Raw genomic sequence first — 20,569 nt, 5'->3', positions numbered from 1 at the left:
TTTCAGGTACCTTTCTCTTTCATCATGCATGACATGTGTTTATTATAGCCAAGAGTATATTTAGGAACAAGTGACAATTCTTTTAATTCTCTATGACATTTTTTCTTATATTTATTGGTCAAAATAATTGTCATGTCTTTTTTTATTCTCCCAAATTTGTAAATTTTGCAATACTATGTTATAATCAGTCTTGCTGTAAGTTGAGCTATTTTAAACTATATTGAATTAATAGGAAGTGAAGCATTATGATAAAACTATCTTCTTTTTTTAACAAAAAGAAAACATTTGGCTCTACCTTTCTTAAAACTTTTTTCCTCCTTAGTATTTTTTCTGTGATTCCTCTTGTTTGTATGGCTTTATATTTTTCTTCTATGGCTGAACGTTTCTGGAAAAGCGAAAGCTATCGCTTTAACCAGAAATCTTTTCTTCAATACACAAGCAAAATTGACAACAGACTTTTTTCCGCGTTTCAGTCTGCAGAGCAGTTGTCAGATAACAGCTCCTTTTTGTCCTTTATTACAGATCCAACGTTTGAGGAGGTTCAGCGGAATACTCTTATTATGAAGTCTTTAGCTGATATTAAAACAGCTGACAACGGCATTGATCTGGTATATTTATTTTCCAATTTTAACAAGCTGGTTTTAACTTCTGACAAAAACGGATATCCTTACCAGGACTTTTTTGACAAGGAAGCTTTAGACTGTTATATAGACGGAACTTATTCTCCCATGATGGACAGAGTTTATACTCCTGCAGACGGAGATCCCATAGAGTTTATTACTGTATATCAGAATATCCCTAAAAAATCCTCCGGCAGTTTAGGATGCCTGATTCTGAATATAGAAAAGTCCTTTTTATTCTCCTTCCCTGACGAGGCTGCGATTCTGCAGATGTCTGTCTATGATTCTGACGGCAAATGCTTGTTTTCTCAGTCCTCTGATATTTCATATCAAAAGGAACAGGAGTTTCAGAATCAGCTGTACCGCAGCAACGGCTCTTTTATTTATGACACAGGAAACGAGGAACTGGTGATCCTGAATACATTTTCCTCTGTAACAGGCTGGACTTATATAGCCGCAGCTCCTATGCCTGTATTTTTTAATTCCTACAGAGCTATTTCTCAATTATTATTTAAAATAGCCGCAGTTACTTTAATTATTCTGTGTCTGCTTTCATTTTTAATTTCCTACAGGTTATACCTGCCTCTCCGGAATTTAATAAACACTATCAGCGGAAAGGATACTATTTCAGGTAAGTCTTTGTCCGGGGAATATCAGCTGATTCATTCTGCTTATAAAGACATTTTAAATAAAAATACCTCCATGTCCGCCGCGCTGGAAAATATGAAGCCTGCAGTTAAAGACGACTTCTTTTTTAGTCTGCTGAGGGGGGATTCGTTTACAGAAAGGGAATTGGAAGAAAAGCTTTCTTTTATAGATGAGGGATTTACTACTCATGGTTACGGAGTTGTGGTGTTCCAAATACCAGACTATGAAGATTATGTCTCTCGTTTTGACGAAAACGCCAGAAATCTTCACAGGTACACTCTTTCTCAGATTGTTGAAAATAAAATATCCCGCTGGCAGCTGCCCTTTGCTTTTCTCAAGGCAAACAGAAGCACCTGGGCCTTAATATTAAATATTGATTTTAACGAACCTTTAGACGGCCGGGAAGCCCTGGTAAAAATAATTAAGGAACTTCAGGAACAGCTTCCTCTCTTTCCTTTTCTGGCCATTGGAACAGGCCAGCTGTATGACAGCATTATTGACGCGCCTTATTCCTACAGAGAAGGGGTAGATTCCCTGAAATATCAATATTACAGCCAGACAGGCGAGGAATCTGTTTCCCAGGAGCAAAGCGCCTCAAAACCTCCTGACACTAAATACATGGAGCTTTTAAAGCAGTGTATCCGGGCTGGATCTCCAGAGGAAGCCGGGCTGGGCTGGGAAAATATTTTTAAGGAGTTAAGTCAGCAGGAGCTTTCTTTGGAACAAATCCGCTCTATTGGCGCCGCTGTTACAAACTCCTGCTTCAGCATTTTAATTGAACAGGGGCTTTCTTTTCAGACTGATTCCAGCAGCGCTTCCAACGATTACTACAACGCCCTGTCAGAAGCCAAAAGTCCTGACGATCTAAGCGCTATTGTAAAATCTATGGTAAAATCTGCGGCGGCTCAGGTGCAAAGCTTTAATAAGGCTCATTCAGGAAAGATTGCAGAGCGATTGCAGGAATATATTAATAATCATCTTCAGGAGGATATCTCCCTTAACGACCTGGCGGACTTTTGTCACCTTAGCCCTCCTTATGTAAGCAAGCTTTTTAAAGATACCTTAAATATGGGATTTGTAGAATATATTAATACATTAAGAGTTTCCAGAGCAAAAAAACTGCTGGAGGAAACAAAGATGACTGTAGAACAAATTGGATTTCAGGTTGGATTTAATAATGTGCGCAGCTTTATGAGAACCTTTAAACAGTACGAAAATACAACTCCAGGACAATACAGAACAAGCTGCAGAAAAACAGATTAAAAAAGCCCTATACTAAAACAAGCATACCCATCAGACCTTTATGCTTTTCAGCAAAGTGTACTCTGATAGATATGCTTGTTTTATAAAAATTACTGTCCTAATGTAGCCAGATAATCAGCCTCATACTGAGTAACGAACTCTGTTGCTGCTGCTGAATCCATATAGTTGGAGATTAATTTGTTCTTCTCCAGATAGTCATTCTTCCACTCGTCTGTCTCAGAAACTTTCTTTAATGCTTCGCTGTAGAATGCAACTGCCTCATCGCTCATTTCCTTAGGAGCTGCAACGCCACGCCATACAGGAACTTCTACGTCCTCGTAGTCGCCGATTTCGCTAAGTGTAGGAGCGTCTGCCAGGTTGCCTGTATATCTTTCTGTTGCCAGAGCCAGTACAGGAATCAGAGAGCCTGCCTCAACGTACTCAGAAGCTGCTGCTGGTTTAGAGATAACAAACTCAACGTGTCCGCCAAGTGCAGCTGTAATAGCGTCGCCTGTAGAGTCATATGTAATGTAAGTTAAGTTTTCCTTTGGAACCTGAATTTCTTCTAACATTGCCTCGTATGTAGCAACGTCGTCGCCCTTAGAACCGCCGATTACAACTTTTGTGCCGTTCTTTGCAGCTTCAATAGCCTCAACAAAATCATTATATGTTGTTTTCTCGCCCTTGAAGATCAGCTGCTTATCAACTGCCATGATTGCAACAATCTTAAAGTTTGCAGCTCTGTTTTTTGTATTCTGAACCATTGGCATTAAGTCGCCGCTGTTAAATGTCAAAAGTGTATAGTTCGCTTTTTTACCCTTTGTGTTGGCAACTTCGTTACGTCCAACCTCACCGCTGCCGTCTGTTTTGTTGGTTACAACTACAGTCTGGCCGTTGATCAATTCATTCTTTGTCATAATATCAGAAATCATTCTGGTATAAATATCGCTTCCGCCGCCTGGGGAGCTGGTTACTGTCCAGTTGATTGTATCCTGTGGTGTAAATTTACCATCTTCACCAACGTCTTTTTTACCACAGCCTGCTACTGTAGAAAGCATCATCAGGCCTGCAAGTGCTAATGCGATTTTTTTCTTCATTTTTCCTTACCCCTTCTTTTCATTATATTTATTTCTAACTGTCCAACCTTCCAGACAGCAGAAATCATGTTTCAATGAGCCTGCCCTTAGACAGGCCCATAATTTTATAGCTTCAATTATACTTTAATTACCTTTTCCTACGCCTGTTTTTTTCTGGCTCTGATAATAGACTTAATAATAGGAGTTGCTACCATGGCCAGGAAGATCAGCATCAGTACGCAGGTAATTGGTCTTGTAAAAAAGATATTCAGGCTTCCGCCGGAAATAATAAATGCTTTTCTCATATTAGATTCCAGAAGCGGAGCTAATACAAAGGATAACATCATAGGAGCTGTAGGATATCCGTTTTTCTGCAGGAAATATGCTACAATACCAGAAAGTATCATAATCAACACTCCATACATAGAGTAGCTGGAGCTGTAAGCGCCTACCATACAAATACATGTAATACATGGAATCATATATTTTACCGGTACTGAAAGGATTTTCAGCAGGAATGGAATAACGCAAATTGCAATAACCAATGTTAAAATATTGGATAAAAACAGTGAAGCAATAAGGCCCCATGTAAAGTCAGGCTCATTTGTAAATAACAATGGTCCTGGATTCAACCCCCACATCATTAATCCGCCTAATAATACGGCTCCTGTTCCTGAACCTGGAATTCCCAGTGCCAGAAGGGGAGCAAATGCGCCGGCTGCAGCTGCATTGTTGGCTGCCTCACAAGCCGCTATACCTTCAATAGCGCCTGTTCCCATCTCTTCTTCGCTCTTAAAGTTTTTCTGCATAGCATATCCCATAAAGGAACCTGTGGTAGCCCCTGCTCCAGGCAGTACGCCTACAAATGTTCCCAGGAAACCAGAACGAATTGCAGGAGGAAGAAGTCTCTTAAAGTCATGGGCTGTAAGCAAGCTTCCTCCAATGCTCAGCTTCATTCCCTCTCCTACCTGTTTTCTGCTGGCGTCAGAGTTTCTTTCCATAACCAGGCTGATAACCTGTGAAAAGCCTACTGTACCAATAATAAACGGAGTAAAAGGAATACCACCTAAAAGATGCATGTTTCCAAAATCATATCTTGGAGAGCCGGACAGGGTATCCATACCCATACTTGCCAGCAAAATACCAAGCATAGTGATTACTACACCCTTTGTAGGGTTTTCACCTACCAGCCAGCTGATAGAAGTCATGGCAATTAAAAGAATAGCCGTCATCTCGGAAGGTCCGAATTTCAAACCAATATCTGCCAAAGCAGGTCCCATAAAGGTCAGAATACAAATACCAATGGTACCGCCGATAAAGGAGGACATATTGGCTGTAAAAAGCGCCTGTCCAGGACGTTTTTTCTTTGTTGCCATAGGATAACCGTCCAAAGCAGTCATAACTGCCGGAGAGTCTCCAGGAATATTCAGCAAAATTGCACTGAAGCTTCCGCCGTACATGTTAGAATAGTACAGAGCGCCCAACATGATAATCGCTGTAGTTGGGTTAAACTTGTATGTCAGAGGAAGCAAAAGGGCTACGCCCGCAAGGCTTCCAATACCTGGCATTGCGCCTACGATCAGACCCAGAATTGCGCCTAAAAACGCAGCTCCAATATTCTCTATTGTAAGAGCGGTCTGAAATCCATTCATCAATAATCCAATGTTTCCCATCTCGTTTCCCCCTCTTACATAAAGTTTTCAAACAGTCCCATTGGGAACTGAATTCCGAGCCATATATAAAATACTCCAATTGTAATGGCAGCAATAATTGCCAATACAACTAATGTATTTTTCCATGTCTCTTTCTCGAAAATTTTTAACCAGAGAACAACGAAAAGGTAACATGTTGGAAGCAGGCCAATAATAAAGCTGCCTGCAAATATTCCGGCTCCTCCTGCTACTACAAGGAGCTCATCTTTTTCATACTTCGTTTTTTCATCTTCTTTTAAAGACTGTACAAAGGCAAGAATGCTTGATAAAACCATTACAATTGCCATAATGCTTGGAAAGAACCCCGGCTGCGGTCCATCCACGCCATTCCAAAAGCCCAGCTGTGTAAATCCGATAAAAGCAAAAACAATACCTATAACAGCAGCCAGAACGGGAACTAATTGTCTAGTACCAAATTTCTTCATTATATCCACCCCTTAAAATCTGTTACTTTAAACTATATTAGCCTCTTACGTTAGCTGCCATTTTGGCTGTCATTTTTACTGCGTTCTCAAAGGAAGTTGTATGTACGATTCCCTTGCCTGCAATGTCGTATGCTGTTCCGTGTCCGCATGTTGCGATCGGCACTGGAAGGCCTCCGGCGATTGTAATTCCTCTTTCAAAGCCTCTCAACTTCAGAGCGATCTGTCCCTGATCGTGGTACATTGTAACAACTCCGTCAAATTCCTGTCCTACAAATGCTTTGTGGAAAAGAATATCAGATGACCATGGGCCTGATGCGTTGATTCCCTGTTTCTTAGCTTCCTCAATTGCCGGAGCAATTACATCAATTTCTTCTCTGCCGCATTTTCCGTTTTCACCGCAGTGTGGGTTTAATGCTGCAACGCCGATTCTTGGGCTGTCCAGACCAGTTGTCTTTAATGTTGTGTTAGCTAATGTAATAGCTCTCATAATCTTTTCAACTGTCAGGTTCTCACTTACTTTAGCAATCGGAATATGGCTTGTGGTTCTTGTTGTCCACATATTGTCAACTACGTTGATCTCTCCAAATGGAGCTGTGTGGTTTAACAGGTGAGCCATGTAGTGATGTTCGCTTTCAAATTTGCAGCCTGCCTGGATCATTCCCGCTTTATTTAATGGGCCGAAGCAGAAGCCGTCGATTTTTTCTGACTGGAATAATTCAATTCCCAGCTTTAAAAGATTTAAACATGCACGTCCGCTTTCAATATTCAGCTGACCGAACGGAACGTTTTCAGGGTCCAGATCTTTCTGATCCAGTACCGGGATTCCATCCTCCCATGTAGCTTCAGATACATCGCTGATAATCTGGGTTTTTACGTCTACTCCGTTGATTTTGCATCCTCTTTCAAATACTCTTACATCTCCAAGGATGATTGGCTTGCAGTACTCATCATAAAAGTTTTCAGCAGCTAATTTAGAAATAATCTCTGGGCCTACGCCTGCTGCATCTCCTAAGATGATACCTAATACTGGTTTTTTGCTCATATTATTTTCCCCTTCCTTTTTAAATCTTGATTATGTATCTGCATGTATTAAAAGCAAAGGATGTGCCAACTCTAAAAACAGGGGTTTCATTGTCTAAAACACACATAATTATGATTATTTTTTTATGCACTATGCACAAAACATGGAAGGAAAATCCAATTTATTATTTTTCTTCATTTCAATTTGTTTCATTCAAGTTACATTCAGTAACATATGTTTCTCACTTTTTGTTTCTATTAAAGTTTTTCTACTTGTTTTTCCATAATAAAGTTAGTCAAAAATATTCCCTGTCTTTCAACTTCCTGTTTTTTTATTAATTTGTACCCTCTTTTTTCAAAAAAAGGCTTTGCTGTAATGGAAGCGTGAACAGTAATTTTCCCGCCAGGAACCATTTGTTCCAGTTTGGCGCACAGCATCCTTCCCACGCCTTTTCCCTGATAATCCCTATGAACGTACAATCTGTCTAAATAACCGGTTTTATCTATATCCCCAAATCCTACAATTATTTCATCTTCAATTACAACAAAGCTGTTATGCTCCTGAAATGAACTATTCCACTTCTCTAAGTCTACTTTTCCAGTTGCCCACGCATTTAACTGAGGCTTTGAGTAATCTGCAGCATTTACTGTGTGAACAGTATTATAAAAAAGTTCTGCTATTTCTCTGCAGTCTGAAGGTCTATATTCCCGAATGATCATTTCTTTCCCCTCTATCTTCTATAAATATAGAAAAAACAGGATGCCCTGCTTTTATTCAGACCTTTAATCCAAATATAAAGACATCCTGTTTTTATTATAAACATCTGTTATTGCCGCTGCCGGCACTATAGGCATACAGCTGATTTTTAGCAGATCTCTGCTCCTGCAGGCATATCCTTTTCCGGCGTCATTAATGACAAATTGCCTTCTGCGTCCTCTGCGCACAACAGCATTCCCTCTGAAAGTACTCCGGCCAGCTTGGCAGGTTTTAAGTTTACAACTACCATTACCTTTTTTCCTACCATCTGTTCTGGCGTGTAATGAGCTTTGATTCCGCTGACAATCTGTTTTACCTGACTGCCTACCCGAACTTTGGAGCAAAGCAGTTTTTTAGACTTTGGAACCTCCTCGCAGGCAATAATTTCTCCTACCTGAAACTGCAGCTTGGCAAAATCATCATAAGTAATCTCCGGCTTTGCTTCTATATCAATTACATTCAGTTCTTCTTCCGGCTGATCCTCTGCTGCGCAGGCGGCGTTCATAGCCTCCACCTTTTCCATTACTTCTTTCATATCCATACGGGCAAACAATATCTCAGGCTTTTCTGTCACCTGATTGCCGGACGGATATTTTCCGAACTCATTCATTTCATCCAGCTGTCTTTTTTCTGTATTCAGCTGAGCTAAAATCTTTTCTGAGGTTCTTGGCATAAATGATTCCAGAAGAGAAGCTCCAATGGTAATAGCCTCTGTTAAATTATAAAGTACCTGTGCCAGACGGTCTTTATTTGCCTCATCCTTTGCCAAAGTCCATGGGGCGGTTTCGTCAATATATTTATTGCTTCTTCTGAAAATATTGAAGATTTCCGTAATTGCATCTGCCACTCTCAGCTTATCCATCTTCTCATCAGCTTTTTTAACTGCCTCCAGCACAGTGGCCTTTAAATCATCATCTACCGGCTGGCTGACCCCTGTATTTGTTACAGTTCCTCCAAAATATTTATTTGTCATGGAAATTGTTCTGTTTACTAAGTTGCCCAGAATGTTGGCCAGGTCAGAGTTCATTCTCTCCACCATCAGCTCCCAGGAAATTACTCCGTCATTATCAAAAGGCATCTCATGGAGCACAAAATATCTTACGGCGTCCACGCCGAAAAAGTCTACTAAGGTATCTGCATAAAGCACATTTCCCTTGGATTTGCTCATTTTTCCGTCGCCCTGAAGCAGCCATGGATGTCCAAAAATCTGTTTTGGCAAAGGCAGGTCTAAGGCCATCAGGAAAATTGGCCAGTAAATAGTATGGAAGCGGATAATATCTTTTCCTATTAAATGAAGATCAGCAGGCCAGAACTTGTTAAACTGCTCTGTGCTGTCTCCGTCGCAGTCATAGCCAATTCCGGTAATGTAGTTTGTAAGAGCGTCCAGCCACACATATGTTACATGTTTTGGATCAAAGGACACTGGAATTCCCCATGTAAATGAGGTTCTGGACACGCACAGATCCTGAAGTCCCGGAAGGAGGAAGTTATTCATCATCTCATTTTTTCTGGCTACCGGCTGAATGAACTCAGGATGCTGATTAATATGCTCAATTAAACGGTCTGCATATTTGCTCATTTTAAAGAAGTAAGCCTCCTCCTTGGCAGGCTGCACTTCACGTCCGCAGTCAGGACATTTTCCGTCTACTAACTGAGACTCTGTGAAAAATGATTCGCAGGGAGTACAGTAAAGGCCTTCATAATATCCTTTATAAATATCTCCCTGATCGTACAGCTTTTTAAAAATTTTCTGTACCTGCTTCTCATGGTCCTCGTCTGTTGTTCTGATAAACTTATCATAGGAAGTATCCATTAAATCCCAGATGGTCTTAATCTCTCCAGATATCTGATCTACAAATTCTTTTGGCGTAACCTGTGCTTCCGCTGCCTTCAGCTCGATTTTCTGGCCGTGCTCATCAGTTCCAGTCTGGAAAAAAACGTCGTATCCTTTTGCCCTTTTATAGCGGGCGATGCTGTCTGCAAGAACAGCTTCATAAGTATTTCCAATGTGAGGCTTACCTGATGTATAAGCAATGGCCGTTGTAATATAATATGGTTTTTTACAATTCTGGCACATAAAATATCCTCCCTGCCGCTTTAGCAATTTTTTCTATATAATATAATAAATACAAGTTTAATCGTTTCCTACAAGTCTGTCAAGCCTGCTTAAATGCAGGGTTTTCAGTTTTTCTGGAATTAGTTGTCATACTGGCGAATATAAATTATAATTAGGAGAACTGGAGGTATCTTATGAGAGAAAATAAATTATTATCAACTGCCCTGTACAGGCTGACAGCTGTACTTCTTCTGACGGTCCTTCTGATTACCGGCTGTACTCCCAGAAATGCCGCGGACAGCACCTTGTCGTCCGCTCAGGATTATGAAGTATACCACGCTTCTTACAGTGAAGACAGAAAAGCCTTTGACCAGTTTACGGAAGACCTGTTTTTGGAGGAGATTGTAAAGTCCACGCTTTCTCTTCATTACACCCTGGCGGACCCTTCTGCCTTTGGCATCCAAAATCCTTCTGTGTCATATGGAAGCGCTACCTTGGAGGATTACAAAACAGATATGGCTGACACAAAGGCTGTCCGGGAACAGCTGGATTCCTTCAGCCCGGAAAATCTGTCTGCCGACCAAAGACTTACCTGGCATATTTTAGCTGATTATCTGGACACTGCTCTTTTAAGCCAGGGATTAGAGCTTTATACCGAGCCTTTAGCTCCTACTATTGGGGTTCAGGCTCAGCTGCCTGTGCTTTTGGCAGAGTATACCTTTTACACAAAAGAAGATATTGATACATACTTGCAGCTTCTCAGTCAAATCGACCAGTACTATGAGCAGATTGGTAAATTTGAAAAGGAAAAGTCAGCCGCAGGGCTTTTTATGAGCGACGCCACTGCTGACAATATTATTATTTCCTGTCAAAGCTATCTGCTGTCTTCTGACGACAACTTTTTGTCTCAATCTTTTAAAGAACGCCTGGACACAGTTCCCGGGCTTTCTGATGAAGAAAAAAATTCCTACATTACCCAGCACAATTCTGCCTTGGAGGAGCATTTTGTGCCTGCATACCGCCAGCTGATTCAGGTTCTGGAAAGCTTAAAGGGCACAGGTGTAAATGACCAGGGAATGTGCGGATATCCGGAGGGCAAGGAATATTATGAATATTTAGTTCAGGCTACCACAGGCACCTCCTATGCTTCTATTGCAGATTTAAATGCTGCCATTGAACAGCAGATTTCCGAAGACAGCGTTAATATTGGCCTGCTTCTTAAATCTGATCCTGATTTAGTCCAGGACATTTATGATTATTCCTTTAGCCCCACAGAGCCTTCCCAGATTCTTCTAAGCCTTCAGGAGCAGATTCAAAAGGATTTTCCTCCGCTTCCTAAGTGCAATTACACAATTAAGGATGTGCCTAAGGCCTTAGAATTGTCCCTGAGCCCTGCTTTTTATTTGACTCCGCCAATTGACCGGTATGAGGACAATGTAATTTATATTAACAGAAATAAACAGTATAAGGATGAGCCTTTGTACCCTACTTTGGCCCATGAAGGTTATCCTGGACATTTATATCAAACTGTGTATTTTATTAATCAGGATACCTGCCATTTAAGACATCTGCTGTCCTTTGGCTCCTATTCTGAGGGATGGGCCACTTATGTGGAAATGTGTTCTTATGAATTTGACAACGGGTTAAAGCCTGGTTTGCAGAAGCTTTTAAAATACAATCGCTCTGTATTATTAGGTCTTCACGCTTACCTGGATCTGCGGATTAATTATTACGGATGGAACAAAGATCAGGTAAAGGATTATCTTTCACAGCATTTTACTGTTGTTTCTGACGATGTGGTGGAAAATATTTATCAGACCATGGTGGAAAATCCGGCCAACTATCTGGAGTACTATGTGGGATACCTGGAAATTTTAAATATGAGAAAAGCGGCGGAGAAGGCCCAGGGCCTTAAATTTAACGCCAAGGCTTTCCATCAGTTTATTTTAGAAACAGGCCCTGCTCCATTTACTGTTTTAAAAATCTATTTCCAAAATTGGCTTCAGCAATCTTAATAATACGTATAAAATCAGCCTGGAATTCATACATTGTGAAAAAACGGGCTGATTTTTTATGAATGTAATTCTGTTTCTTTCTGACTACCTGATTCCCCTTCTAATCTTTTATATTATAGGTTTTGCCCTTCTTTCTAAACGTCCTGTTTTTGACGACTTCTTAAAAGGTGCTAAAGAGGGGGTGGCCACTGTTTTTCAAATTCTTCCTACTTTAATAGGACTGATGATCGCTGCAGGAGTATTAAGAGCTTCCGGCTTTCTGGACTGGCTGGGAGGTCTTTTAGCGGCCCCTGCAGCCTTTATTCATCTGCCTGCGCCTGTAGTGCCAGTGGCCCTTGTGCGGCTGATATCCAATTCTGCGGCTGTAGGCCTTGTGCTGGATATTTTTAAGGAGTACGGAACGGATTCTGCTGCCGGTTTAACTGCCTCTGTGCTGATGAGCTGCACTGAAACTGTATTTTATTGTATCAGTATCTACTTTGGCACCTTAAAAATCACGAAAACCAGGTATACTATGGCCGGGGCCTTAATTGCCACCGGAGCCGGCATGGCGGCCAGCATCCTGTTCACTCTTTCATAAACATTGGGAAAAACACAAAAAAAACACAAGAATGTAAGAATTTTCTAAGTATTTAAGTGGTTGTACACCTTCCAAAAATCATGTATAATCAGTAGGAGACTTTAGATCAACAGGATGAAAGGGAGAAAAGTGGATACGTATACAACGTTAAATGATGCACTGGTAAATCTATTTCGGGACGTGATGGATTTAGAGGAGAAAGCCCTCATATCTCAGGAATATCAGGATCTTACCAACAACGATATGCATGTAATCCAGGCAATCGGCACAGAGGAGCCAAAAAACATGTCCACCATTGCCAAGGAGCTTTCTGTTACTGTAGGTACTTTAACTATTGCCATGAACAGCCTTGTGAAAAAGGGTTATGTGGTCAGGGAAAGAGGCCGGGAGGACAGAAGAGTCGTTTATATTTCTCTCTCCCCAAAGGGCCGCAGGGCGTACGACCATCATGCCGATTTTCACAAGCACATGATAGACAGTATTACTAAGGCTTTAAGTCCTGACGAAATGAATTCTCTAGTGAAAGCCTTAAAAAGTCTGGACGCCTGGTTCAGAAGTTTTCAGGCAGACGTATAAGGAGGAACAGCTAATTATGAAGAAATTTTCTATGTGTTTACTTGGTACTATGATGGTATTATCTCTTGCCGCATGCACTCCTACACCGGAGAAGCAGGCTCAGACAGCAGAGTCTTTTGAGACTCAGGCCCCAGGAGGAGCTGAGGATAAGGTTCCGGATCCTAACGCACCTGTTCTGTCTTCTATTTCTGTATATGTTCCAAAGGAGGACAATTCCGGACTGACTCAGGAGATGGACGGCGTAGAGGTTCTGGACGCTCAGTCTGTTGTAGATAAGATGATTGAATACGGAGTTCTGGACGAGGGCACTTCTGTAATAGATTTTACAATTACCGGCGAGCCTGAAACCTCTGCTGAGGAAAGCTCTGACGAGTTTGTAAATATCCCCCCTGCAGAGCTGGGAACCTTAAACCTTTCTCAGGTTCCAGAAGAGAACGCTGAATTAATAGAGATTTCCATTGGAAATACCTTCACTGAAAATTTTAATGTAGATAAAATCAAGCTTTTAGTAAACGGTGAGAATTACGCCGACCAGGGCGATGAAGATTATCTGTATTATGTAAGCGGCTACGGTGAAATTAAATAATTTAACAAAAAAGTGTGCGCCAAAGGGCGGCACTCATAAGACAGTATTAGAAATGTTTTTGGGAAACGGCATAGCTTGTGGGCTATGCCGTTTCTCCATTTTGCAGGTCATTCAGTAAAGACGCGGGGAGTATTCCCACAAGGTCATAGGAAATGTCAATCTGCTGTTCCCTATGCCCCTTTGATTTATCCGGCGCGTGAACGTATACCGCCTTTACCATGTCGTTTAAAACAGAGGGGGTTAATTCGTCCAAATTAAGATATTTCTGTACTTTGCTGATGAACCTGTCAATGTTCTCTGTTTGTTCTTCCTGTTCGTTAATTTCTTCGTTCAATCGCAACAGCTTTTCCCGCAGTTCTTCCTGCTCCTGCTCGTAATCGCCGGAGAGCATTTGAAATCTGCTGTCAGATAGTTTCCCGCCCACGTTGTCCTCGTAAATACGCTTGAATAATCGGTCAAGTTCCTCTATTCGGCGTTCCGCTTGCGTCAGTTGCCGCCGCTTTGCCGCCAGTTCCTTTTTCGCTTCGGCTTTCTGTTTCGCACCCATAGCTTTTCGGAATTGTTCTTCGTGGTTAGCAACACAGGCAATCGTCAATCTCATGTGAGCAAGTACGCCCTGTTCCAAGACAACGGCGCGGATAAAATGAGTAGAGCAAACCTCTTTCCCCTTGAGCCTTGAAGTAGAGCAGACAAAATGGTCTTGCCTTGCTTCAAAATTCTTGCTTGTGCAATAATACAGCTTTTCGCCGCAATCGGCACAGCGCACAATGCCGGAAAACATATTCGTCTTTCCTGTTCTCGTCGGGCGGCGTTTGTTCTTCCGTAATTCCTGCACCCGTTTCCATGTGTCAGCGTCAATGATTGCCTCGTGGGTATTCTCAAACACAAGCCACTTTTCCTCTGGATTGTAACAGGTTTTCTTGCTTTTGTAGGACTGCTTATAAGTCTTGAAATTTACCGTATGCCCTTGATATTCTGGACGCTCCAAAATGTCAGCTATGGTATCTCCCGTCCAGTTGTAGGGATTGTCCGGCGATGTGTTCCTCGTTGCCCTGCCTGTCTGCTGAAAATGGATTGTCGGCGTTATGACTTTATCCTCTTTCAGAATACGGGCAATCTGCGACGGTCCGTAACCGTCCAGACAAAGGGTAAATATCCGCTTAACTACTTCGGCGGCTTCTCCGTCCACAATCCACCGTTTTCTGTTATCAGGGTCTTTCATGTAACCATAGGGCGGGTTTGTGCAGAGGTATTCTCCTGCTTCTCCTTTTGACTTCATCACAGCGCGGATTTTTTTGCTTGTATCTTTTGCGTACCACTCGTTGATGATGTTCAAAAAGGGGGTAAAGTCGCTGTCCTGCTGGTTTGCGCTGTCTATGCCGTTATTGATAGCGATAAACCGCACGCCCTTTTCCACGAACAGGACTTCGGTGTAAAAGCCCACTTTCAGATAGTCGCGCCCAAGCCGCGACATATCTTTGACAATCAGCGTCGCCACTTCTCCGTTTTCAATCCGTTCCAGAAGTTCGCTCCAACTCGGACGGTTGAAGTTCGTTCCAGAATATCCGTCGTCCACGAAAAACGCAGTATTTGAGAAATGATTTTCTCTTGCGTATTTACTTAAAATTGCCTTTTGCTCTCCGGTGGAGTCGATAACCCAGGCGGAGGCGGTAAAGTGCTCTGTCTCGTCCCTCCGGGTCAGCACATTGGGGCGCTCCAGCGCCTCCAGCATCAGCCGCCGATCCTGCAGTTCCTGAGCGCAGTCCGGCTGATAATCCAGCAGGGCGCTGCGTACTTGTTCCCGTCCCATTCCGTTCATTCTCCCCACCTGTAATGTAAAAGCCTTTTATCAAAGGGCGTCCCTTTTGTTCGCGCAGCAAAGATACCTCATTGCTTATTGTGAAGTTTTAGGCCACGCATTCCATTGTAAACTTGTTTTTATTTTTGGTCAAGGAAAGAATTATTCTTTATCCCCCGCCAAAACCCATGCAGCAGATCATAACCCAGCTGCTTTCCCCAACGGCGCTGTCCGCCATATGCGTACATTTTTCAAGGATTCTTAACGGTTTAACGGTTTTTTAGCGTGAACCATTTTTATTTCTGTGATGTAATAATTATGTTTTGTACTTACTATGGCTTTTCAAAGGAGTGATGTTATGGCCAAACCAGAATGCTCTTTGAAACTTTCCCTCTCCTCCCCACGGGGCTGGGGCATCACCCTTGGAATTCTGTTGGCTTCCACCGGCCTGTGCATCCTGTTGCAGCGTGCCAGCAACTCCGAAGGTCCTGTGAATCTGATCTTCGTACTGGCGGTACTGCTGATCTCCCGTCTGACCACCGGCTATTTTTACGGTTTGCTGGCCTCCCTGGTCAGTGTGGTTTCCGTCAACTATATTTTCACCTTTCCCTATTGGGAACTGGATTTTACGCTCTCCGGCTATCCCATTACCTTTTTTACCATGACTGCCGTAGCGGTGATCACCAGCGCCCTCACCACCCAGATCAAAAACCAGGAACGGCTTCGGGCGGAGACGGAAAAGGAGAAAATGCGAGCCAATTTGCTGCGCTCCGTATCCCATGACATCCGCACGCCGCTGACCTCCATCGTAGGCGCCACCTCTGCTGTGTTGGACAATCAGGATACTCTGACGGAAGAACAGAAACGCAGCCTGCTCACCGACGTACGGGACGACGCACAGTGGCTCATCCGCGTAGTGGAAAATCTTCTGTCCATCACCCGCATCAGCAACAACGGTGCTGCCGATCTGGCCAAGCAGGAGGAGGCCGCTGAAGAAATCCTGGGTGAAACCGCCCACAAATTCCGCAAGCGCTATCCTCAGGTTCCCCTTCGTGTGGAGATTCCCGACGAACTGCTGCTGGTACCGATGGACGCAATCCTCATTGAACAAGTGCTGAATAACCTGCTGGAAAACGCCGTGCTCCACGGCAAAGGGCTGACAGAGCTTCGTCTGTCTGTCTGCAATGCCATTATCCGTGCTCACGGAGGCACCTTGTTTGCCCAAAACCGCCCAAGCGGCGGCGCTGAATTTAACTTCACCCTGCCGCTGACCCCGCCCCAGTCTGAGGACTCATTTCTGAAAGGAAGCATGCCCCATGAAAATTCGTGACAAAGTTTTGATTGTGGAGGATGAACAGAGCATCAGCAACTTCATCTCCACTGTGCTGGCCTCCAACAATTACGATGCCCTCATCGCCCGCACCGGTGCGGAGGCTCTGTCCATGATCTCCTCCCATTGCCCCGACCTCATCATACTGGATCTGGGACTGCCTGACATGGACGGTCTGGAGATTCTCCAGCAGCTGATCCAGTCTGCCGGTGATCGTTGTCTCTGCCCACTCTCACGAACGGGACAAGGTGAATGCTCTGGATTTGGGAGCCGACGATTATCTGACCAAACCCTTTGGCACCGATGAACTGCTGGCCCGCATCCGTGCTGCCATCCGCCATACCCGCACCGCCTCCGGCAACAGCGAAATTGCCCGTACCGGAGCCTACACCGTGGGAGATCTGACCATCGACTACAATAAGCATCAAGGATTGGTCGGCGGCATCAATGCCAAGCTGACCCTCAACGAATACCGGCTGGTGGCGCTTTTGAGCAAATATGCCGGCAAGGTACTGACCTATGACTTTATTATTCGCGAGCTGTGGGGCCCCCGGGCCAGCGGCGACAACCAGATCCTCCGGGGCAACATGGCCAACATACGCCGTAAGATAGAGAATAATCCCGGCGAACCGAAGTACATCTTCACTGAAGTGGGCGTGGGCTACCGTATGGCAGACAGCGATGATGTCTGATTTTTCACAGGGTACGCAGCCCGAACCCGCATTGCGGCAGGAGGAGATTTTGGCGGCAGGAAAAGAAGCGGACAGTGGGTACTGTCCGCTTCTTTCTGAGAGTTGGAACGGTTTTACCCGCACCGGAAGAGAGAAATTATATCATACAGCATCCCGCCGTGGCGAGTTGCCAAACGATGTCTTTTGATGTCCCGCTTACAGCTGGATGTCACCGGCGGGCAGGAACTGACCGTGGCCTTTCTTTCCGATGAATTTGCCCTCGCAGACGATCTCCTCGCCGCGGGAAACCACATGGGTGATGAAACCGCTGACTGTCTTGCCTTCCCAGGCATTAAAGTCGGCTTTCTGATACTGGGTCTTGACGGAGATGGTACGGGAACGATTGGGATCCAGAACCACCACGTCGCCGTCGAATCCAACAGCAATGTCGCCCTTCTTGGGATACAGGCCATACTCCTTGGCAGGGTTGGTACTGGTGATGGCCACGAAAGTCTGCAGGCTGATGCGGCCGGCAGCCACACCTTCGCTGTACATCAGCGGATAGATGTCCTCCACACCAGGGCAGCCGCAGGGCACCTTGTTGAAGGACTCACGGCCGTTAACCTTGCTGACGGGCATGCCTTCATAGGCAACGGGTGCGTGGTCAGAACCAACGGTGGTGATGACACCCTTGCGAATGGCATCCCACAGTACTTCCTGATGCCACTTCTCACGCAGCGGAGGCGCACAGATGCACTTGGCAGACTCAGAGAACTCTCTGGCCAGATAGCTGATATCCTTGAGCAGGTACTGGGGGCAGGTCTCACCCACAATGGGCAGTCCCTCTTCCTTGGCCTTCACCAGTTCGTCCACAGCGTCCTTGCAGGAGATATGTACCACACGGCCGATGGCGCCCGCCGCCTTGACAATGGAGATAAATCGCTTGGTAGCTTCGCCTTCCAGATAGGTTTTACGGCACAGGCCGTGGTAGATATTGTCGGTGTGCCCCTTGGCTACCTCTTCCGCCACGATGGTATCGATGACGTCACCGTTTTCGCAGTGGTCACCTACGTTCATGCCCAGCTCACCGGCTCTCTTGATCATCTTGTACTGGGCCATATCCTCGGAATAGTAACCCATGCCGCGGGAAGCCATGAACAGCTTGATGGTGCCGCAGCCTGCGGCCCGGAGTTTATCCGCGTTGTCCAGGAAGTCCTGGACAGAAGCGCCGTTGATGATGGGATTGAGAATGTAGTCGATGCAGGAATCTTTAGCCTCTTCCTTCATGTGCTCATAGGTCTGCAGCAGATTTCTGCCGGCCGTGGGCGGCTCCAGATAGCTGCCCAGAGTGGTCAGGCCGCCCACCGCCGCAGCGCGGGTGCCGTCCTCGAAGTTGTCCACATAATCGGGGTGACCGATGTGGGTATGGGGATCGATGCCGCCGGGCATAACATACTGGCCGGTTGCGTCGATGACTTTATCGCCTTCCTTTACCTCGATGCCGGAACCAACGGCAACGATCACGCCGTCTTCAATCTTGACGTCGCCACGGAAGGTGTTGCTGGCAGTGACAATGGTACCATTCTTAATAATCATGCTCATCGTATAGTCCTCCTCATTAAAATTGTTGATAGATTGTTGATAGGAATTCTTTTCCCGATCTCCTGCGCCGCAGCGCAGGAGATCCTGCCTCCGGGACACAGTCCACGGTTTACAGCTAAAACATTATGCTTCCCCTGAAACGGACCTGCTTTTTACTCTTTGATGGAGACGCCATATGCAGTGTCTTCCCCATACTCAGCGTCAGGAGTATCGTCCTCCTGGATACCGCGCTCTTTATCGCTGCCGGGCATTACCTGGTCAAGGAGAATCGCCATGATGCCGCCAATAGCCATGTTGCTGGAGCAGATGCCGTTAATGGAGTTAGTCAGCCATATGATACCGGTATCTACGGGATTGGCAGCAATATAGGCGGGCATGCCCATACCGAAGATCAGGGCAATACCAAAAATGGAAACGTTTCTGCCGCTCAGCGGGCACTTGGAGAAAGTAGTCTGCAGACCGCCGCCGCCAACCACACCGAGGATGGAAACGAAGATACCTGCGATAATGGGATCCGTAATAGAGGTAATCACAGCGCCAAACTTACCAATCAGACCCAGGCAGATCAGCAGGACACCGCCGACACGGGCAATGTGGCGGGAAGCAACACCAGTTCTTTCAACAAGACCGATGTTCTCACCAGAAGAAGTAGAAGCCAAGCCGCCGGCCAGCGCGGAGAGAATGCAGCCCAAGCCTTCCATGCCGATGCCCATGGAGACGCGGTGCTGAGACAGCTTGCCGGGGCAGCGGCAGGCAAAAGTATTGGCGTGATACTGACCGATGGACTCGATGATGGACATCAGATAGCCAGCCAGCACCAGCAGCAGGAAGTCCAGACGGAACTTGGGCATACCCCAGTTGACAAATCCACCGGGCTTATTAAACCAAGGCGTATCCTTGATGACCTGGATATCCACGTAGGCGCCGGAGCTGGGATCAATCATACCGTTGGCGCTCATAACCCAGGAAATTACGTAGCCTACCACAATGGGAACGATGATTGCCAGGGACTTGATGATCTTCTTGTCTTTACCCCATTTGGTAGCAGGGATAATGTTGGACATGGTCAAAGTGAGAACAGCCACCACCAGAAAAACAAACCAGTTCTCGCTGGCCCAGCCAACAGTGGTTGTTGCCATGGACAGCATGATCAGCATCATAACAGGGCCCATGATAACGGGAGTAAACACCCTTTTGAGCTTGGTGATCAAACCGGTGACGCCCAGCAGAAACTCCACCATGCCGCCCAGGATAACCGCACCCATGATGTAGCACATGATCAGTTTTCCATCCACTACGCCGCCATTTTCTGCGGTAACAATACCGGCAATGGAGATATAACCAGCCATGAACGCCAGGGACATGGTCTGCACAACAGGAAGACGAACGCCCCAGGTGGTCTGACACAGAGTGCCCAGACCGGAGCCGATCATGCAAAGGCCCAGCACCTGAGCGGTCTGCAGCGGAGTCATACCGCAAGCGGCGGCCAAGGCCAGCGGAGTAATAGACATGGGGCCGAGCATGGTCACCACGGTCTGGAAGGCGTAAACAATAGCGTCCTTTACGCTTCTGGGTTTTTCTTCAATTTGGTAAAACAGATCTGGGTTATTGGACTGAATGTACTCATTGTCCTTAAATATTGATTTTATTGCCATAAACATTCCCTCCATTTTTCTTCAGCTTTAGCTTTCCTATATGGATAGCTGTGCTATAAGAGTCTTTCCTCCCGTCTGACGCTGCCCATCCAACGGGCACCGGCACCCCCTTTCGCTCTGCCTGCGGGAAATGGTTTCTCCCGCTTTGAAACATACGCGAAAACAACAGATCCAACGGCTTTCGCCATCCCGGGCAGATC

The 20,569-nt window shown here is 45.1% G+C and carries 15 protein-coding genes and 1 pseudogene; 7 read left to right on the top strand and 9 right to left on the bottom strand.

Annotated features, from left to right (window positions below):
• The first annotated feature begins 245 nt into the window (after window positions 1–245).
• Window positions 246–2,531: an AraC family transcriptional regulator gene (locus C1A07_RS09085; protein WP_101876823.1), complete on the top strand. Its 2,286-nt coding sequence runs from the start codon at window positions 246–248 to the stop codon at window positions 2,529–2,531.
• 89 nt (window positions 2,532–2,620) lie between these two features.
• Here the strand turns inward: C1A07_RS09085 and C1A07_RS09080 are convergent, their stop codons facing one another.
• The 6 genes from C1A07_RS09080 to metG form a co-directional block, all read right to left on the bottom strand.
• A complete protein-coding gene (locus C1A07_RS09080; protein WP_101876822.1) occupies window positions 2,621–3,607 on the bottom strand; it encodes a Bug family tripartite tricarboxylate transporter substrate binding protein in 987 nt (328 codons plus the stop codon).
• Between the two features lie 137 nt (window positions 3,608–3,744).
• A complete protein-coding gene (locus C1A07_RS09075; RefSeq protein WP_101876821.1) occupies window positions 3,745–5,259 on the bottom strand; it encodes a tripartite tricarboxylate transporter permease in 1,515 nt (504 codons plus the stop codon).
• A 14-nt stretch (window positions 5,260–5,273) separates the two neighbouring features.
• Window positions 5,274–5,723 (bottom strand): tripartite tricarboxylate transporter TctB family protein, encoded by a 450-nt coding sequence (locus tag C1A07_RS09070; RefSeq protein WP_101876820.1) that lies wholly within the window; start codon window positions 5,721–5,723, stop codon window positions 5,274–5,276.
• A 37-nt stretch (window positions 5,724–5,760) separates the two neighbouring features.
• Window positions 5,761–6,765 carry a PdxA family dehydrogenase gene (locus tag C1A07_RS09065; protein WP_101876819.1) on the bottom strand — a complete coding sequence of 335 codons (1,005 nt, stop codon included), beginning with the start codon at window positions 6,763–6,765 and terminating at the stop codon, window positions 5,761–5,763.
• Window positions 6,766–7,001: 236 nt separating this feature from the next.
• Window positions 7,002–7,463: a GNAT family N-acetyltransferase gene (locus tag C1A07_RS09060; protein ID WP_101876818.1), complete on the bottom strand. Its 462-nt coding sequence runs from the start codon at window positions 7,461–7,463 to the stop codon at window positions 7,002–7,004.
• Between the two features lie 146 nt (window positions 7,464–7,609).
• The gene (metG, locus tag C1A07_RS09055) at window positions 7,610–9,577 is read right to left on the bottom strand and encodes a methionine--tRNA ligase (protein ID WP_101876817.1); all 1,968 of its coding nucleotides are present in this window, start codon (window positions 9,575–9,577) and stop codon (window positions 7,610–7,612) included.
• A gap of 173 nt (window positions 9,578–9,750) precedes the next feature.
• Between metG and C1A07_RS09050 the strand changes: the two genes are divergently transcribed.
• The 4 genes from C1A07_RS09050 to C1A07_RS09035 all read left to right on the top strand — a co-directional run bounded on the left by C1A07_RS09050 (window position 9,751) and on the right by C1A07_RS09035 (window position 13,313).
• Window positions 9,751–11,571, top strand: coding sequence for a DUF885 domain-containing protein (locus C1A07_RS09050; RefSeq protein WP_101876816.1), 1,821 nt, complete (start codon window positions 9,751–9,753; stop codon window positions 11,569–11,571).
• A 58-nt stretch (window positions 11,572–11,629) separates the two neighbouring features.
• Complete coding sequence (locus C1A07_RS09045) at window positions 11,630–12,151, top strand: nucleoside recognition domain-containing protein (RefSeq protein ID WP_101876815.1); 522 nt, start codon at window positions 11,630–11,632, stop codon at window positions 12,149–12,151.
• A gap of 114 nt (window positions 12,152–12,265) precedes the next feature.
• The gene (locus C1A07_RS09040) at window positions 12,266–12,727 is read left to right on the top strand and encodes a MarR family winged helix-turn-helix transcriptional regulator (protein ID WP_101876814.1); all 462 of its coding nucleotides are present in this window, start codon (window positions 12,266–12,268) and stop codon (window positions 12,725–12,727) included.
• Between the two features lie 16 nt (window positions 12,728–12,743).
• The gene (locus tag C1A07_RS09035) at window positions 12,744–13,313 is read left to right on the top strand and encodes a GerMN domain-containing protein (protein WP_101876813.1); all 570 of its coding nucleotides are present in this window, start codon (window positions 12,744–12,746) and stop codon (window positions 13,311–13,313) included.
• A gap of 82 nt (window positions 13,314–13,395) precedes the next feature.
• On the opposite strand, the gene C1A07_RS09030 is transcribed toward C1A07_RS09035, so the two are convergent.
• Window positions 13,396–15,132, bottom strand: a complete 1,737-nt coding sequence (locus tag C1A07_RS09030) for a recombinase family protein (protein WP_101876812.1) — start codon at window positions 15,130–15,132, stop codon at window positions 13,396–13,398.
• Window positions 15,133–15,469: 337 nt separating this feature from the next.
• On the opposite strand from C1A07_RS09030, the gene C1A07_RS09025 reads away from it, so the two are divergent.
• Both C1A07_RS09025 and C1A07_RS16765 read left to right on the top strand, forming a co-directional pair.
• Window positions 15,470–16,441: a sensor histidine kinase gene (locus C1A07_RS09025; RefSeq protein WP_101876811.1), complete on the top strand. Its 972-nt coding sequence runs from the start codon at window positions 15,470–15,472 to the stop codon at window positions 16,439–16,441.
• A pseudogene (locus C1A07_RS16765) lies at window positions 16,428–17,133 on the top strand (response regulator transcription factor). Before C1A07_RS09025 ends, C1A07_RS16765 begins: the two are co-directional and overlap by 14 nt.
• 195 nt (window positions 17,134–17,328) lie before the next feature.
• Here the strand turns inward: C1A07_RS16765 and hydA are convergent.
• Both hydA and C1A07_RS09005 read right to left on the bottom strand, forming a co-directional pair.
• Complete coding sequence (hydA, locus tag C1A07_RS09010; RefSeq protein WP_101876809.1) at window positions 17,329–18,714, bottom strand: dihydropyrimidinase; 1,386 nt, start codon at window positions 18,712–18,714, stop codon at window positions 17,329–17,331.
• Window positions 18,715–18,866: 152 nt separating this feature from the next.
• Window positions 18,867–20,369, bottom strand: a complete 1,503-nt coding sequence (locus tag C1A07_RS09005; RefSeq protein WP_180952217.1) for a uracil-xanthine permease family protein — start codon at window positions 20,367–20,369, stop codon at window positions 18,867–18,869.
• Window positions 20,370–20,569 lie beyond the last annotated feature (200 nt).

Source organism: Lachnoclostridium edouardi (assembly GCF_900240245.1).
In the GTDB taxonomy this organism is placed as follows: Bacteria; Bacillota; Clostridia; order Lachnospirales; family Lachnospiraceae; genus Lachnoclostridium_A; species Lachnoclostridium_A edouardi.
The sequence above is the reverse complement of the archived record's forward strand: the minus strand, read 5'-3'. Positions and strand labels throughout refer to the sequence as shown.